At 41.3% G+C, this 14,646-nt stretch carries 18 protein-coding genes and 1 pseudogene; 16 read left to right on the top strand and 3 right to left on the bottom strand.

Annotated elements, in window-relative coordinates:
- The first annotated feature begins 117 nt into the window (after positions 1-117).
- Positions 118-540 carry a hypothetical protein gene (locus HUW51_RS13305; RefSeq protein WP_185270132.1) on the top strand — a complete coding sequence of 141 codons (423 nt, stop codon included), beginning with the start codon at positions 118-120 and terminating at the stop codon, positions 538-540.
- 107 nt (positions 541-647) lie between these two features.
- On the opposite strand, the gene HUW51_RS13310 is transcribed toward HUW51_RS13305, so the two are convergent.
- Positions 648-1,427 carry a phytanoyl-CoA dioxygenase family protein gene (locus tag HUW51_RS13310; RefSeq protein ID WP_185270133.1) on the bottom strand — a complete coding sequence of 260 codons (780 nt, stop codon included), beginning with the start codon at positions 1,425-1,427 and terminating at the stop codon, positions 648-650.
- A 451-nt stretch (positions 1,428-1,878) separates the two neighbouring features.
- A pseudogene (locus HUW51_RS24970) lies at positions 1,879-2,132 on the bottom strand (transposase); the annotation flags it as partial.
- 134 nt (positions 2,133-2,266) lie between these two features.
- On the opposite strand from HUW51_RS24970, the gene HUW51_RS13315 reads away from it, so the two are divergent.
- The 4 genes from HUW51_RS13315 (at position 2,267) to HUW51_RS13330 (ending at position 4,628) form a co-directional block, all read left to right on the top strand.
- Complete coding sequence (locus HUW51_RS13315) at positions 2,267-2,812, top strand: hypothetical protein (protein WP_185270134.1); 546 nt, start codon at positions 2,267-2,269, stop codon at positions 2,810-2,812.
- A 164-nt stretch (positions 2,813-2,976) separates the two neighbouring features.
- Complete coding sequence (locus HUW51_RS13320) at positions 2,977-3,390, top strand: ester cyclase (RefSeq protein ID WP_185270135.1); 414 nt, start codon at positions 2,977-2,979, stop codon at positions 3,388-3,390.
- A gap of 159 nt (positions 3,391-3,549) precedes the next feature.
- Positions 3,550-4,212, top strand: a complete 663-nt coding sequence (locus HUW51_RS13325; protein WP_185270136.1) for a DMP19 family protein — start codon at positions 3,550-3,552, stop codon at positions 4,210-4,212.
- Positions 4,213-4,403: 191 nt separating this feature from the next.
- Entirely contained in the window at positions 4,404-4,628 is a 225-nt protein-coding gene (locus HUW51_RS13330) for a hypothetical protein (RefSeq protein WP_185270137.1), read from the top strand.
- Positions 4,629-4,852: 224 nt separating this feature from the next.
- On the opposite strand, the gene HUW51_RS13335 is transcribed toward HUW51_RS13330, so the two are convergent.
- Positions 4,853-5,212, bottom strand: a complete 360-nt coding sequence (locus tag HUW51_RS13335; protein ID WP_228466609.1) for a winged helix-turn-helix transcriptional regulator — start codon at positions 5,210-5,212, stop codon at positions 4,853-4,855.
- 125 nt (positions 5,213-5,337) lie between these two features.
- On the opposite strand from HUW51_RS13335, the gene HUW51_RS13340 reads away from it, so the two are divergent.
- The 11 genes from HUW51_RS13340 to HUW51_RS13385 all read left to right on the top strand — a co-directional run bounded on the left by HUW51_RS13340 (position 5,338) and on the right by HUW51_RS13385 (position 14,519).
- Positions 5,338-6,093 carry an SDR family NAD(P)-dependent oxidoreductase gene (locus tag HUW51_RS13340; RefSeq protein ID WP_185270138.1) on the top strand — a complete coding sequence of 252 codons (756 nt, stop codon included), beginning with the start codon at positions 5,338-5,340 and terminating at the stop codon, positions 6,091-6,093.
- A gap of 19 nt (positions 6,094-6,112) precedes the next feature.
- Positions 6,113-6,883, top strand: coding sequence for an SDR family oxidoreductase (locus HUW51_RS13345; RefSeq protein WP_185270139.1), 771 nt, complete (start codon positions 6,113-6,115; stop codon positions 6,881-6,883).
- A gap of 252 nt (positions 6,884-7,135) precedes the next feature.
- Positions 7,136-7,615 carry an SDR family NAD(P)-dependent oxidoreductase gene (locus HUW51_RS24580; RefSeq protein WP_228466611.1) on the top strand — a complete coding sequence of 160 codons (480 nt, stop codon included), beginning with the start codon at positions 7,136-7,138 and terminating at the stop codon, positions 7,613-7,615.
- Positions 7,579-8,130, top strand: coding sequence for an SDR family NAD(P)-dependent oxidoreductase (locus HUW51_RS24585; protein WP_228466613.1), 552 nt, complete (start codon positions 7,579-7,581; stop codon positions 8,128-8,130). Before HUW51_RS24580 ends, HUW51_RS24585 begins: the two co-directional genes overlap by 37 nt.
- Positions 8,131-8,271: 141 nt before the next feature.
- Positions 8,272-8,739 carry a GNAT family N-acetyltransferase gene (locus HUW51_RS13355; RefSeq protein WP_185270140.1) on the top strand — a complete coding sequence of 156 codons (468 nt, stop codon included), beginning with the start codon at positions 8,272-8,274 and terminating at the stop codon, positions 8,737-8,739.
- A 146-nt stretch (positions 8,740-8,885) separates the two neighbouring features.
- Positions 8,886-9,311, top strand: a complete 426-nt coding sequence (locus tag HUW51_RS13360; RefSeq protein WP_185270141.1) for an SRPBCC family protein — start codon at positions 8,886-8,888, stop codon at positions 9,309-9,311.
- Positions 9,312-9,462: 151 nt separating this feature from the next.
- Complete coding sequence (locus tag HUW51_RS13365) at positions 9,463-10,017, top strand: NADAR family protein (RefSeq protein ID WP_185270142.1); 555 nt, start codon at positions 9,463-9,465, stop codon at positions 10,015-10,017.
- A gap of 226 nt (positions 10,018-10,243) precedes the next feature.
- Positions 10,244-10,792 carry a DinB family protein gene (locus tag HUW51_RS13370; protein WP_185270143.1) on the top strand — a complete coding sequence of 183 codons (549 nt, stop codon included), beginning with the start codon at positions 10,244-10,246 and terminating at the stop codon, positions 10,790-10,792.
- A 115-nt stretch (positions 10,793-10,907) separates the two neighbouring features.
- The gene (gene dacB, locus HUW51_RS13375; protein WP_228466614.1) at positions 10,908-12,293 is read left to right on the top strand and encodes a D-alanyl-D-alanine carboxypeptidase/D-alanyl-D-alanine endopeptidase; all 1,386 of its coding nucleotides are present in this window, start codon (positions 10,908-10,910) and stop codon (positions 12,291-12,293) included.
- A 21-nt stretch (positions 12,294-12,314) separates the two neighbouring features.
- Positions 12,315-12,788, top strand: coding sequence for a DUF6756 family protein (locus HUW51_RS13380; protein WP_185270145.1), 474 nt, complete (start codon positions 12,315-12,317; stop codon positions 12,786-12,788).
- Between the two features lie 189 nt (positions 12,789-12,977).
- Positions 12,978-14,519: a sulfatase family protein gene (locus HUW51_RS13385; protein ID WP_185270146.1), complete on the top strand. Its 1,542-nt coding sequence runs from the start codon at positions 12,978-12,980 to the stop codon at positions 14,517-14,519.
- Positions 14,520-14,646: the final 127 nt, after the last annotated feature.

Below are 14,646 nucleotides of genomic sequence, written 5' to 3' on the forward strand. Positions count from 1 at the left end.
TATACGGAGTAGTAGAGTATAATATTATGCAGATAACCGGGACAACTCTGTTTATCCGGTAGTTATCTACAAGGCAAAGAACAAATGAATATGAATTACTTTTTAACTTTTTGGTTCATGTTTCTTAGTCTTGCCACCTATGGACAAACAAAATTAATCAGAGGTAAGGTTATCAATTCAAATTTTCCATCAGAGAATAATATAGCTGAACATGAATTTTGGAAGGCACCTAACGCAGTGGTAATTGGTAATGACTCTATAAAGTTAGGAACTGCTGACCAAGATGGAATATTTGAATTGGAAGTTCTAGCTAATATTCAAACCTTTACGATTGGTTGGATAGGTATGTATCCCGAAGAAATTGAACTAACTGGTGACTGTGACTATTTTGAAATAATTCTGCTTCCCGATGCTATTTATGATTTTGTAACCCCGAGAAAGGAAGAAAGACTAAGAAAGAGAGACAGGAAAAGGCTTTCAGAACTATATCAAGAAGCGTATAAACGTGGAATGTTTAACCAAGAAAAGCCCTGTAGATAACAACACCTATACGGCAGCTCCGCAGCCGCATAGCCAGGTCCGTTATGTACAACCCAAAAAAAGAGGTTGCTAAAAACAACCTCTTTTCAGATTCAACATTCTTCCGGTTAATCTAACGCTAAGCGAATAGCCTTTTCCACGGGAGTATAGCCGACTTCAGAATCTGAAATTGATAATTCACCCCTTAACAACAAGGGTGGTTGGGCCATAAACTTAGGAGTACTTCCTTTGTGCGGTTGAGCAGCATGAACCAGAAATGGGTGGCATAGGTAAACCGTTCCCGCCTTACCAGTGGCATAAACTTCCTCTCTTTGGGGCAATGCATCTAACTTGTTTGCCAGTTCCATAAAAGAAAGGCCTAAATCACCCTCTTTAGACAATAGTTTTGCCATGTCCAAGTGAGAGCCTTTATAAATGATTGTTGGGGCATCATTTTCGCTAACATCCGAATACAAAATTAACATTAATAAGGCCCGGCCTTTTGATTTGACATTGACCCGCCATTCAAAATAGTTGTTCGGGTCATTACCCGGAAAACTGGCATCTACGTGTTTGCCGGTGTCATTAGGCTGTTTATCCGATGGAAACCTAATTGGAAACGTTCCTACATTCCGACAAGGAAGCCATCTGTCTTTACCAATTAATTGGTTAAAAGCATTATGCAGCTTCAGCGTATTTACGGACTCCACAAAAGGTTCCTGGGTGTACATCCCCAAACGAATAACGGGCTCCGTCCAGGTCGATGGATTTGACCTGTCGCAAGGCAGGTCATTCCATAGAATATCTAAAGCAGCATTAGCAATTTCCTTAGTAAAGGCGCTATCCAGGCGCACATAACCGTCCTGAATAAATTGCTCTATTTCCTTTTTACTTAAAAAGTCTGACATGATTTTTTGTTACTGAAAACCAACCTCAGGGCAACAGATTCTTGTTGACCAGTGGACTTGGGTTATTGTTTTTTAATAAATGAAATGAATAAAAGAATTAGGTACGCCATGTATAGATATAGCGCATTGCTTAAGAACTAAGCTCGGAGAGGATACTTATAACATTACGGTCATTCTCATACCGACAAATTTAAAAATTATCTTTAAACAGACAAATCTGAAAAGGCATGCACCTAACAATGGTAGCTGTTGCACAACTTACGAATAACAGAGTTCTACCCAATTTGCTTTTGCCCGTTTTCCAAGTTCTTATTATTTTCTGCTCCAAAAACAGCTAAAATAAATTTCAAGAGGTTGGAGGAAGGCTATTACAGCAGTTTGCCACATTTTAGCGGTAAAATGCTGTAATTTCTGGAGATTATAAGCCATAGCCGCCAGCAACATCCCTTTACCGCAGACTACAAGGTTCGATCAGTCTCCTATCCGAGATGATGTTCTCCTGGTGCCAATTAAACAGAGCTTGAAGAACACCACCGGATCAATCGACTGCTGCCCACCACGGCCATAATAAGTAGCCGTCAACTCATAAAGAAAATTAAGATTCAATCGCGCTTTTAGCCAACGGTAAAAGTTATGGGCCGGTACATGTGCGGAAAGTAAAAAATGCAGCTCTTTCTCATCTTCCAATTTCTTTCTACCCTGCATCTTGCTAAAGATTTGCTAATATCTGCTTTTACGCATATCTTCAACTTGTTGTGCAACACGCACAACACCTAAACGTCAGTTAGCGGCCGATGGCCTAGCCCGTCGTTTAACCAAGTCCGTTGTGCAAATTTTGTATGAAAGAATTTTTCAAAGATTATGGTTCTGCGATAGGTCCCTGTATAGCCTTCCTGCTTGGTATAATAGCTATTTACCTTAAAGCAGTAGTCGATAGGAGTATAGAAGAAAGAAAAACAAATAAAAAACTATCTAATCTCATAAGTTTAATTAAAAACTCTACGCCTCCACCTAAGTATTATCCTAAAATTTCAGAGGATGGCTTCCTTCATGCAGACCAGGCAAGAAATTTGACAAACTTTTCAATTTTTGCAAAAAGACTTAATGCAATAATTATGTTTATAGATAAAATAGAAGACGATGTAATTGCCAACTGCTCCAACTCAAAGATTCAACAATTTCATCATATAAAGTTTATTGCAAGTTATTTAAATGAAAATGTAAAAGAGATTCAAGACAAAAAAGAAGACCACAATTATGAAAATTTTAAATTTTCATTTTCAAAAATAAGTCGAGACCAATATTATGCAACACATACCGACTATGAAAGGTTAGTAGATATTTGCCAAAATCCTGAAAAGCATTTCAATTACATTACGGGGTGAAAACTTTGCACAACAACACCTAAAGTATACTAAAGCGTGCCATAGCCCAGTACGTTGAAGGCAATTTAGAAAGACAGCGAAACGATAAAAAACAGGACAATTGTATATAGGCAGGCACATCTATAAACTGCACACGACAAAGCAATTAAACAATTAATTATTAAATGGATATTTTAGAACAAAACAAATCAGTAGTAAGGCAATTCAACAAGGAAGTTATTGAACAAGGCAATCGGGAAACGTTCAATACCCTTATAGATCCTGATTTCATAAACCAAACCGCACCGCCAACCGCTAATGGTGCCGACGGAATGTGGAATACTTTTTATAATATTTTGAGACCTGCCTTTCCTGACTTGAAAGTAGAAATCTATGACCAAATTGCAGAGAACGATAAAGTTACCACTCGAAAAGCAATTGTTGGAACACACCAAGGTGTGCTGATGGGAATAGAACCTACCGGCAAACAAATTAAAATTGACGTAATTGACATAGTAAGGCTGAAAGACGGAAAATACCTGGAGCATTGGGGGATTAACACCTTACAGTCTATTCTTATGGAACTTAAAAAAGTATGATAAGATAAAAACTGTTTACAATAACGTACGGCAATAGTGGGGCCGGCAGTTATAAACGCAACATTGGTAATTCTATTGAACTCTTGTGCAAATTTTGGCTGACGTTTTTTTAATACTCAACCATCACCCATACGTCCAACGAGGTGCAACATTTTAAAAGTGGATAAAAAAAGAAGACAAGAGTTAAAAAAGGAATATAAGCAGGAACAGAAAAAATCTGATCCTGTTTTAATGTTTCTGTCGGAATTAGATCAGAAAATACATCAAATCACAAACATAAATACCCAGCAAATTAACAAATGGGCTGACGAAGAGCTAGAGCAAAATATAGTATATTACGTTTACAACAGGTTTAAGGAAGCAGGCAAGCCACCTAAGGGCAAGAACCTGATGGAATGGGAACGGTCAGTTTTGCAAACTCTACCAACTGGCGTACAAGCCGTATTTGCCACACATCTTTTTGAAAGTGACCTAAGTCTTAATGGTAGCTATTGGGACTTCTTTTACCAGAATAACGGAGCTTTTGCTGTTGATACCCTCAATGGCTATCGACTAATGGACAATAGGAAGATGGTAGAAGTACTGGAGCAATGCCTGGGAACTTATCTAAAAATGAGAAAACGCGGAGAAATAGAAGAATTTATGGGCGTGCCTCACAATTGGAATATAGCAGAGGAATATTTTATTACAAAAAACACCAAAGACTTTGATGATTTAGATAAAGAATATGATGCGGAAAGGCTTAAGCTTGCAGCATATTTAAAACAGAAAAAGATTCAGTTCATCAGAGAAAACAAAGGTTTGTTTATCACTGAAAATTAACGACTATTCAAATAAGTGCATAAGCCATGGCCAATAACCTAGCCTTTACATATTCTAATTGCTAAACTAAAAAAACATTGGTAAAAAGACTCAACAGTTTCATCGTAGTAATTTTGCTGATAGCTGCAGCGGCATTATTCAGTTTTAAGCAGTATGAGCAAAAGGCTGATACGAAGGAGATAATTACCATTATGGCTACCAATAGGGGCAAGGATAAACTCGTTAACTTTTCCGTTTCCGTAGATGCGAGTACTAGCAGACGGCAAAGATTGATTAAGAGTGAGGAAATGTATGATTACTCGGGGGTACTTAAAATTGTGAAAGAATACCAGGATCGGGGTTGGGAAATGAAGAGCAGCAACATGGCCACCAGTAATCCGCAAGAGTTCTTTTTGTATTTCCTCCTGGAAAAGTAAACAAAATAACTTCCGTGCTGGCTAGTTAAAGGCTGCTGAACCATCTTTATACGAGTCTGCTTGTGGGCAGAAATACATTCGGGATTTTAGTGGGGTTCTGGTCCCTCCACGCTGACATTTGTCCCGGTATTAACCCGATGACCAAATAGGTTTTTCCTAGCACCCTAACATCGTCAAGTTGGCAAAACTCGGTCGTTCTTAATTGTAAGTACCTACAGCAGAACTTATTCCCCGATAATTTTCTTGCGGTGTTCTATTCCCCAGGCGGTAAGATTATTAATAATCGTCTGCAACGTTTTGCCGTGTTCGGTGAGCTCATACTGCACGGTAATAGGTTGCGTATCCAGAACAGTACGTTTTATCAATTTATTTACTTCCAATTCCTTTAATTCCTTGCTCAGCATTTTGTTCGAAATACCGGCTACATCATTTAAAATGTCGGAAAATCGTCTTTTGTTATAATAACAAATAGAGGAGATAACGGCTATTTTCCATTTCCCATTGAGCACGTCCATCGAATCCTGGATCGCCCGCATTTCTTTTTTATGTTCCTTTTGAAATTCTTTTACCTGGCACTCCATCATGATACTTGGTTTCTTAAAGGTTACTGAGTTACTTAGAGGTTATAGTTACTTTTTGTTACAAAGTTACCAAAATAAATTATGCTCACCTAACTTTGTCTCGCTAACAGAAAAAAATAGCAAATAAAATGAGCAAATTAAAAAATAAAGTAGCCGTGGTAACGGGGGCTTCCAAAGGAATAGGTGCCAGTATTGCCAAATACTTTGCCGCCGAAGGTGCCAAGGTGGTCGTAAATTACGCGTCGAGTAAAGAAGCGGCAGAGCATGTAGTGAAAGCCATTACGGATAATGGCGGAACGGCCATTGCGGTGCAAGGTGATGTATCGAAAGAAGCCGATGTAAGCAGGCTGTTTGAAGAAACAAAAGCTGTTTTTGGTACTTTAGATGTTTTGGTAAACAATGCCGGCGTTTACCTATACGAACCCATTGAACAGGTATCCGCAGAAACTTTTCATCAACAATTTAACATCAATGTTTTAGGGTCTATTCTAACTATTCAGGCCGCGTTAAAACTGTTTGGCGATAAAGGCGGCAATATTATTAACATTAGTTCCGGGGCCAGTAATACGCCTTTGCCCACCGGGTCGGTTTATTCTGCTACCAAAACGGCTTTAGATGCCTTTACCGTTGCTTTGTCGAAAGAATTTGCCGGCCGAAATATCCGCATTAATTCTATTCTGCCCGGGGTGGTAGAAACCGAAGGTTCGCACAGTGCCGGCTTTATCGGGAGTGCGTTCGAAGCAAAATTAGTAGCCAACACGCCGCTCGGCCGTACCGGTCAGCCCGAAGATATTGCCAAAGTAGCGGTGTTTCTGGCCTCCGAGGAGGCAGCCTGGATTACCGGCGAGAAGATCTCTGTTTCGGGCGGTATTTACGGTTTATAAAATCAAAAAATTTAAAAAAATGAGCAAATTACATAACAAGGTAGTGGTTATTACCGGCGGTAATAGCGGCATTGGTTTCGGTATTGCCGAAGCGTTCGAGAAAGAAGGAGCCGTGGGCACCATTACCGGCAGAAACGAGGCAACCTTAAACCAAGCAATAGAAGCGTTAGGAACAAACTTTATCGGTATTAAAGGTGATGTAACCAACTTCCATGATTTAGAAAATATTTTCCGAAAGACCTTTGAGCAATTCGGGAAGATTGATGCATTGGTAGTAAATGCCGGCGGTATTGTAGACGGTATGCCCCTGGCCGCTATTACCAGTGTAACGGAAGACAATTACGACCGCTACATGGATTTAAATTTAAAAAGCGTCTATTTCACGGTACAAAAATCGCTGCCCTATTTAAACGACGGGGCCTCCATTATCCTCATTGGGTCGAGTGCAGCGCACCGGGCTGCTCCCGGAATGGCCATTTACGGAGCAGCCAAAGCCGCTATTATTTCATTAGCCAAAGGATTGTCGCTGGATTTGTTACCCAGAAAAATCCGGGTAAACACTTTGTCGCCGGGTTCTATTGATACGCCGGTTTTCGGGAAAATAGTACCCCCGGAACAACTGGAGCAAGTAAAACAATTGTGGGTAGATATTACCCCGGTGGGCCGGCAAGGACTTCCTTCGGATATAGGCAATGCGGCGGTGTTTCTGGCTTCGGACGATTCCGCTTTTATTGTGGGTACCGAAATTCTATCAGACGGTGGTCTCACCAATATCAGTTTGATGAAATAATTTAACGTGAGTTCGAGATAAGAAAAGAAAACAGGGCTATTCATTCTTAAATACGTCATCCTGAAAGGATCTAATCGGTTATCTACTGGTTAGATCCTTTCAGGATGACCAAAATGGATAAGGAAAACCTAAAATGTACTTAAATCGAACTCACGTTAATTTAGGTTAATAAAAATTTTCTCAAACCTAAAAGTTAATATTTTTAAAATCAGGAATTTATCATTCTTATTCACCTAAATAAATAGCATTAACATGGAAAATAATAATTATAACGGAGCCTGGCAAAAACCACTGGGCTCCGGCTTTCATGCCAAATCAACGGCCAGCGAAGTAATCCAGGGAATTGACCTGACCGGGAAAGTTGCGATTGTAACTGGCGGTTACACCGGTATTGGTTTAGAAACCACCCAAACGCTGGCGGCAGCCGGCGCCACTGTAATTGTGCCCGCCCGAAGTATGCAAAAAGCCCAGCAAAATTTAGCCGGCATAGCCAACGTGGAGTTAGCCGAAATGGATTTAATGGACCATACTTCCATAGATCGGTTTGCCGCTGAATTTTTGGCTTCGGGTAGGCCCTTGCATTTACTTATAAATAACGCCGGTATTATGTTTGTGCCGCTACGTCGTGATAACCGGGGTTTTGAATCGCAGCTGGTAACCAATTATTTAGCGCCTTTTCAATTAACGGCCAGGTTATGGCCGGCCTTAAAAAAGCGAATGGCGCCAGAGTAGTAAATGTATCTTCGCTCGGGCACCAGTTTGCCCCTTTTGATTTTGAAGACCCGAATTTTGAAAACCGGGAGTACGAAACTTTAGCGGGTTACGGACAATCCAAAACCGCTATAAATTTGTTTTCGTTGGAATTAGATAATCGGGCCAAAGATTTTCAGGTAAGAGCTTACTCCTTGCATCCCGGTAACATAATGGGTACCGAATTAGCCCGCGAAGCTTCTCCCGAGATATTTCATCAACTGGGCTTAAGCGATGAAAAGGGTGATTTTTTACCGGAATTTGCCGCCTCCCTTAAAACTATTCCGCAAGGAGCTGCAACCACTATTTGGTGCGCTACCAGCCCCTTGCTCAACAACCTGGGCGGCGTGTATTGCGAAGATGCTGACGTTGCCGGCTTAGCTACCGCGGAAGGAATAAGCGATGGGGTAAAACCGTATGCGGTAGATGAAACTAATGCCAAGCGCCTGTGGGATTTAACCGAAGAAATGCTGGGTATTACTTTTAACGTTGATTAATTGTTTGCTGCGTGCACCTTTTAGGTTCGCTACGTTTATTTTAACATTGTAAGTAGTTTATTCTTTTACTTCGGGTGTTCAGGCAATGCTGTTTTTATAAATACCTTATTTTAAGTTTATCATTAATTATCCAAGAATTCCGTGCAAAATTTACCGGTTGCCATAGCTCCGTACCACGAAAAATTTAAAAATCAGCTAATTACCATATGGGAAAAATCAGTAAAGGCTACCCACCATTTCTTAAAACCCGGCGATATTGCTTTTTATAAAGAAATTTTAAAAAATACTGATTTTACGACTTTTCAGGTTTATTGCCTGATGCAGGGCGATAGGGTTTTAGGTTTTTTAGGTGTAGCCGATGGTAAACTGGAAATGTTGTTTTTAGATCCGGATTATATTGGCCAGGGATTCGGTAAAAAGCTGATGCTTTTTGCTTTACAAAAACTCCAGGTAAACCGCGTCGACGTGAATGAACAAAATACCGCAGCCGTACAGTTTTACCGTAATTTTAATTTTGTACCTTTTAACCGCACCGAAAAAGATGCCACCGGGAAAGATTACCCTATTCTGGAAATGAAATTAGAGCGCGGTTTAAAGGAAACAATGTAATTCTTTAAACCCAAATCTTACTGGCTTCCATTTGGAGTTACCGGACTTTTGATAATACAGATAACCGGGAAAAATACTTAACGTTAATTAGTTAAAGAAAAAGATAATCCAGTTATTATTAACCTTATAAACTAAAGAACTAGCAGATGGCAACAGAAAACAAAACCAAAATTACCATAGAAGCTACCGTGCAGGCTCCCGTTGAAAAAGTTTGGGAACTATGGAGCACCCCCGAACACATCGTTAACTGGAACAACGCTTCCGAAGACTGGTATACCCCCACCAACGAAAACGATTTGCGGGTAGGTGGTAAATTCCTGTCGCGGATGGAAGCCCGCGACGGCAGTTTTGGTTTTAACTTTGAAGGCACCTACGACGACGTAAAAGAACACGAACGGATTGCCTATACTTTAACCGATGGCCGTAAAGTAGAAATTAACTTTACCGGTAACGGCAACGAAACCAAAGTAACAGAAACCTTTGAAGCTGAAGGTGAAAATTCGGAAGAAATGCAAAAGAGCGGCTGGCAGGCCATTCTGGATAATTTTAAAAAATACGTAGAATCGCATTAAATAAAACAACTACTATAATTTAAACGGTTAAACGTTTAAAATTAGTCGTAATATTCCGCTGTTAACAGGAGCAGTCTAGAATTTAAAGACAGGTTCTTATAATAAATCTTTTAAGTAGATAAGTTAACCTGTTTGCTCGGGTAAATTAGCGATGATAAAGTACAACTGTAGCTGGCTAATTCAAAGTTTAGAAGCAGGAAAGGATATTAAGTTCCTATACTTTTGGGGCCATCGGCCAAGCAAGAATGGTCAAATTACCTCTTCCTGCTTTAGCCAGTGGTGGGAAGCTCCTTTTGTAGTAGCTAATACTACTTACAAAACAGCCGAACATTGGATGATGGCTCAGAAGGCACTTTTGTTTGGTGACGAACAAATTCACGATAAGATAGTTCAGAGTAAATCACCAGGCGAGGCCAAAGCGCTCGGAAGAAAAGTTAAAAACTTTGATCAGGCAATCTGGGAGAAGGAGCGGTACCCGATAGTAGTGAACGGAAATCTGGCCAAGTTTCAGCAACATCCGGACTTAAAGGCGTTTTTATTGAACACGAAGGAAAGAGTGTTAGTAGAAGCGAGCCCAGTCGACAGCATTTGGGGGATAGGGCTTGCCGCCGATGATGAAAGAGCCAGCAAGCCCGAAAAGTGGGAGGGCCTTAATTTACTTGGGTTTGCGTTGATGGAAACAAGAGACATCTTAAGAAATCCTTAAAACAAATTGCCCTATTTCAGAGCAGATGTTATGTTTTAGCTATATCAGTTCTCTTGCTAGATTTAATTAAAAAATAAAGCTTTGTGGTTACTGGATTATTGTTTAGTCTGGTAAACGCAAAGCTTTTTTAATTTTGACAATTCCTGGGGAAAACAAAAAGCAATCATCAACCAGGTTTTCTTTTAAACAGCCTAAATTTTTAAATTTTCCCTTAGCCTGCACCGCCTTGATTTTAAAAAGAAAGTTTACTATTGATTTTGGGCGAGCTTCGGATCATGCCCTCGATTACCTCATCGGCATTCTGGAAGATGCCCGGATTACCACTTTACAGACTATCGCCAAAATACCACCCGCGGCGCTGGATTGGCAATACCAACCGGGCTGGAATACCATTGGCGCCTTGTTAGCGCATATCACCGCTTTAGAGCATTATTTCCGGATTGAGTTTGTAGAAGGCCGGAAGCTAACCGCAGAAGAAAACCAAAAATGGCTACCCGCCCTGGACATGGGGCCTTACCTGCCGCAGTTAATCAAGAATCACCCCCCGGAAACGTACCAGAAAGAGCTAACCGAAGCCCGGCAGATGCTTTTAGCTGCTTTGCAAGAACTAACCTTTGAGCAATTCACGCAAAAGATCGAAGAGTACGATCCGGATACCGGTTGCAACCTGGCCTGGGCATTATACCACATGGTAGAAGACGAAATTTACCACCGTGGTCAAATCAGTATCATTCGCAAGCTTTATCTGGTTAGCACCTCTAACGAAACTATGTAAGCGCTAAAGGCAGAATCAAGCAAAGAGTTGATGTCTTGAAAAAGCAAATTTTTAAAAAACCGTATTTTCCGCTAAACTTACTGCTTCTGTTTTTACCTTTTTTACGTGCGTGTTTGTGGCGGCTATTCGAATATTGTTTTTCTGTATAATTGTTTGTTTACCCGGCCTAGCCTGGCCTCAAAATGTAGCCGCTAAGCTGGCTACGGCCTACCAGGTTTTTACCACCGATGCCCAACTGCAAAGCAGCTTGTCGTCGGTGTGTGTGCTGGATGCTACTACCGGTAAAGTTATTTTTGAGAAGAACAGTAAAATTGGTTTGGTGCCGGCGTCTACGCAAAAAGTAATTACCAGCGCGAGCGCTTACGCCTTACTGGGTAAAAATTTTAAATTTCAGACTAGTTTCGCCTACGCCAAAAACAAGGCTTCGCTTCTTATTTTGCCTAGCGGCGATCCTACTTTGGGCAGCTGGCGCTGGGTTGCTACCTCCGAAAATGAAATAATTAAAAAAATCAGCCAAGCGGTTCAAAAAGCCGGTATTACTACCATTAACGAGTTTATTATTCAAACTAAAAACCGGGAAGAAGGTACTATACCGGATGGTTGGATCTGGCAGGATTTGGGCAATTACTACGGGGCCGGCTGGAGCCCGCTAAACTGGCGCGAAAATCAGTTTGATGTTATTTTAAAATCGGGCAGTCAGTTAAAAAGTCCGGTAAGCATTGTGCGCATTTCGCCGGCTATTTACAACTATACCTTAAAATCCGAACTAACCGCTGCGGCGGCTAATTCCGGCGATCAGGCCTACATCTATTTCCCGCTACAGGCCGCTTCCGGAACTATCCGGGGTACCATTCCGGTAAATCAGCCTAAATTTAAAATTTCGGGAGCCATGCCGGACCCCATGCAGCAATTTGCCCGCACCTTACTCGATACTTTGGCTCGTAACGGCGTCAAAATTTTAAAAAATGCGCCCGTCCGGATTACCAAGGAGACCTTACCGGTTGGTTATACCACCTTGTTAACGCTATCTTCGCCACCGCTGGATAGTGTGATTTACTGGTTAAACCGCAAAAGCATTAATCTGTACGGGGAAGCTTTAGTTAAAACTTTGGCAGTAAAAAAAGAAGGAACTGGTTCCACCAGTCAGGGCCTGGAATTTATCCGCGATTTCTGGAAAAAGAACGGCATCCCTAATTCGGAGTTAAATATGGTAGATGGTTCCGGGCTTTCGCCCTTAAACCGCGTAACTACGCAGGCCCAGGTTCGGGTTTTACAATATGCCCTACAACAACCCTGGTTCTCGGGCTTCTACGCCTCTTTGCCGCAGTTAAATAATTTAAAAATGAAAAGTGGTACGCTGCACGGCGCTAAAGGATTTTGTGGTTACCATACAGGTCGGGATGGCCATCAGTACCTGTTTTCTTTTCTGGTAAACAATTACAATGGCTCGGCTGGTACTTTGGTGCCTAAAATGTACAAAGTGTTGGATGCTTTGAAATAAGCAGTTTATAAATTAATAGAAATGAACGGCTTTCAAGATAATCTAATTAAACTGGCAAATATGTTAGCCATTCCGGTTGATGAATTTGCCCCAATTGGAATTCATGAATGGCCCTCGATCATGAAGAAAATTGAGGCTACTTTTATCATCAAAAAGAATTCTAATACAAAATTTAACTGGTGGTGGGAACATTTAAAAGGTGAACCCTTCGGAGTAAATGCAGGTGATACGAAGCCTTTTGAATACTTACCTCAATTGATTGATGAAAAGGAAAAAATATGGTTTGTGGCTTGTGATTCTTACCGGGACTTCAGTAAATTCTGGCTCTTTCAAGGATATATCAAGTCCATTAAAAAAATCCTGCAAAATCATTACAGCTTTGAATACTATCTGATTTCCAAAAAGTACGAATGGTTATTATGTGTGAATAATCATGATAAATTAATTGGAGTAGGAAGCATAGTGGCTAAAATTAAAGAACAAAAATTTGAATAGTAATCTTTGTCACTTCTTAACTGCAGCTAAACATTTAAAATTTTAAAAATTACGCTACCCGCTTCCATAAATAACTAAACTTTAGTAATTACGTCCGGCACTAACCCGATTTTTTAAAATTTTTCATTTTGGGGAGCCTCATATTTTATTTGTTTCATCACCCATTATTAACGGCAACTTACTTACCCTATGAATAGATTATTGAGGAGCATTTTGCTCTTGTTGATTTGCTTAACGAGTGAGTGCATCTGGGCGCAAAAAGCGGGTAACAAATCCGGAACAGCCAAACCGCAAAACGTTATTTTTATTCTGGCCGATGACCACCGTTACGATTTTATGGGCTTTACCGGCAAAGTACCTGGTCTGCAAACGCCCAACATGGATCGTCTGGCGAAAGAAGGCGCGCACATCCAGAATGCTTTTGTGAGCACGGCTTTATGTTCGCCCAGCCGGGCGTCTATTTTAACCGGCCAGTATGCCCACACCCACACCATCGTGGATAACCAGGCACCGCTACCGAAAGGTTTAACGTTTTTCCCGCAGTATTTGCAGCAAGCTGGTTATCAAACAGCGTTTTTCGGGAAGTGGCACATGGGCAATACCGAAGACGAACCGCAGCCGGGTTTTCATCATTGGGAAAGTTTCCGGGGGCAGGGCGTATACTACAATCCTACGTTTAACATCAATGGCAAGCAAGTAGAGTACAAAGACAGCGCCTACATTGCCGATTTACTTACCCAGCACGCCGTAGATTGGATGAAGCAACAAGACAAGAAAAAGCCTTTCTTCCTGTACTTGTCGCATAAAGGGGTACACGCCGAATTTCAGCCGGCCAAACGCCACCGGGGCCGCTATAAAAACATGCCAATTCATTACCCGGCTTCCATGTTCTTAACTGCCACCGATACCAGCAATACCTGGCCTTTACGCAATAAGGTGGCTATTAATCCGGAGTTAAAGCAAATCGTAAACCTGGCTGGCATACCAGAGTGGGTGAAAAAACAACGCTATAGCTGGCACGGGGTAGATTACATGTATCATGGCCGCATTCAGTTCGATAATTTTTACCGCCAGTACTGCGAAACCTTACTCAGCGTAGACGAAAGCATTGGCTCGGTGCTGGATTATTTAAAAAAAGCCGGCATCGATAAAAATACCCTGGTTATTTACATGGGCGATAACGGTTTTTCGTTCGGGGAGCACGGATTGATTGACAAGCGGCACGCCTACGAAGAATCTATGCGGGTGCCTTTGGTAATGCGCTACCCCGATGTGATTAAGCCCGGTACTAAAATCACAGAGGTAATTCAGAACATTGATATTGCGCCTACTATCTTGGCGGTAGCGGGCCAACCTATGCCCAAGCAAATGCAAGGGCAATCGTTTTTACCTCTGTTGCAAGGCCAAAAAATAGCCTGGCGCGACAAAGCTTTTTACGAATATTACTGGGAGTACGACTTTCCGCAAACGCCTACGGTTTTTGCCGTGCGCAACGGCCGTTATAAATACATCCGGTACCAGGGCATTTGGGATACCAACGAGTTTTTTGACTTGCAGCAAGACCCCCTGGAAATGAACAACTTAATTGCGCAACCCGAGCACCAGAACCAAATTAAGCAAATGGCCGGCGAACTCTACGATTGGCTCGAAAGCTCCGGGGGCATGCAAGTACCGCTTAAACGCACCATAAAAATGCGCGACGGCGATCATCTGCATCCGAAACAATATTAAAAATAACGCTTCAGCAGCGAATGGGACAGGTACTGGCAACCGCCATTTTTTAAATTTTTTATTTTTTAGTATCCTGCAGGCGTCTTATAAATGCTTCATATTAAAATTTATAACAGCTTAACGACTA

Origin of the sequence: Adhaeribacter swui, from assembly GCF_014217805.1 — a bacterium.
Classification (GTDB): domain Bacteria; phylum Bacteroidota; class Bacteroidia; order Cytophagales; family Hymenobacteraceae; genus Adhaeribacter; species Adhaeribacter swui.

Coding starts and splice junctions, on each gene's coding strand:
- HUW51_RS13330 (WP_185270137.1), top strand. CDS start 4,404: ATGGCTACCAATAGGGGCAAGGATAAACTCGTTAACTTTTCCGTTTCC.
- HUW51_RS13320 (WP_185270135.1), top strand. CDS start 2,977: ATGGATATTTTAGAACAAAACAAATCAGTAGTAAGGCAATTCAACAAG.
- HUW51_RS13365 (WP_185270142.1), top strand. CDS start 9,463: ATGATAAAGTACAACTGTAGCTGGCTAATTCAAAGTTTAGAAGCAGGA.
- HUW51_RS24580 (WP_228466611.1), top strand. CDS start 7,136: ATGGAAAATAATAATTATAACGGAGCCTGGCAAAAACCACTGGGCTCC.
- HUW51_RS13360 (WP_185270141.1), top strand. CDS start 8,886: ATGGCAACAGAAAACAAAACCAAAATTACCATAGAAGCTACCGTGCAG.
- HUW51_RS13380 (WP_185270145.1), top strand. CDS start 12,315: ATGAACGGCTTTCAAGATAATCTAATTAAACTGGCAAATATGTTAGCC.
- HUW51_RS24585 (WP_228466613.1), top strand. CDS start 7,579: ATGGCCGGCCTTAAAAAAGCGAATGGCGCCAGAGTAGTAAATGTATCT.
- HUW51_RS13315 (WP_185270134.1), top strand. CDS start 2,267: ATGAAAGAATTTTTCAAAGATTATGGTTCTGCGATAGGTCCCTGTATA.
- HUW51_RS13305 (WP_185270132.1), top strand. CDS start 118: ATGTTTCTTAGTCTTGCCACCTATGGACAAACAAAATTAATCAGAGGT.
- HUW51_RS13310 (WP_185270133.1), bottom strand. CDS start 1,427: ATGTCAGACTTTTTAAGTAAAAAGGAAATAGAGCAATTTATTCAGGAC.
- HUW51_RS13340 (WP_185270138.1), top strand. CDS start 5,338: ATGAGCAAATTAAAAAATAAAGTAGCCGTGGTAACGGGGGCTTCCAAA.
- HUW51_RS13335 (WP_228466609.1), bottom strand. CDS start 5,212: ATGATGGAGTGCCAGGTAAAAGAATTTCAAAAGGAACATAAAAAAGAA.
- HUW51_RS13385 (WP_185270146.1), top strand. CDS start 12,978: ATGAATAGATTATTGAGGAGCATTTTGCTCTTGTTGATTTGCTTAACG.
- HUW51_RS13345 (WP_185270139.1), top strand. CDS start 6,113: ATGAGCAAATTACATAACAAGGTAGTGGTTATTACCGGCGGTAATAGC.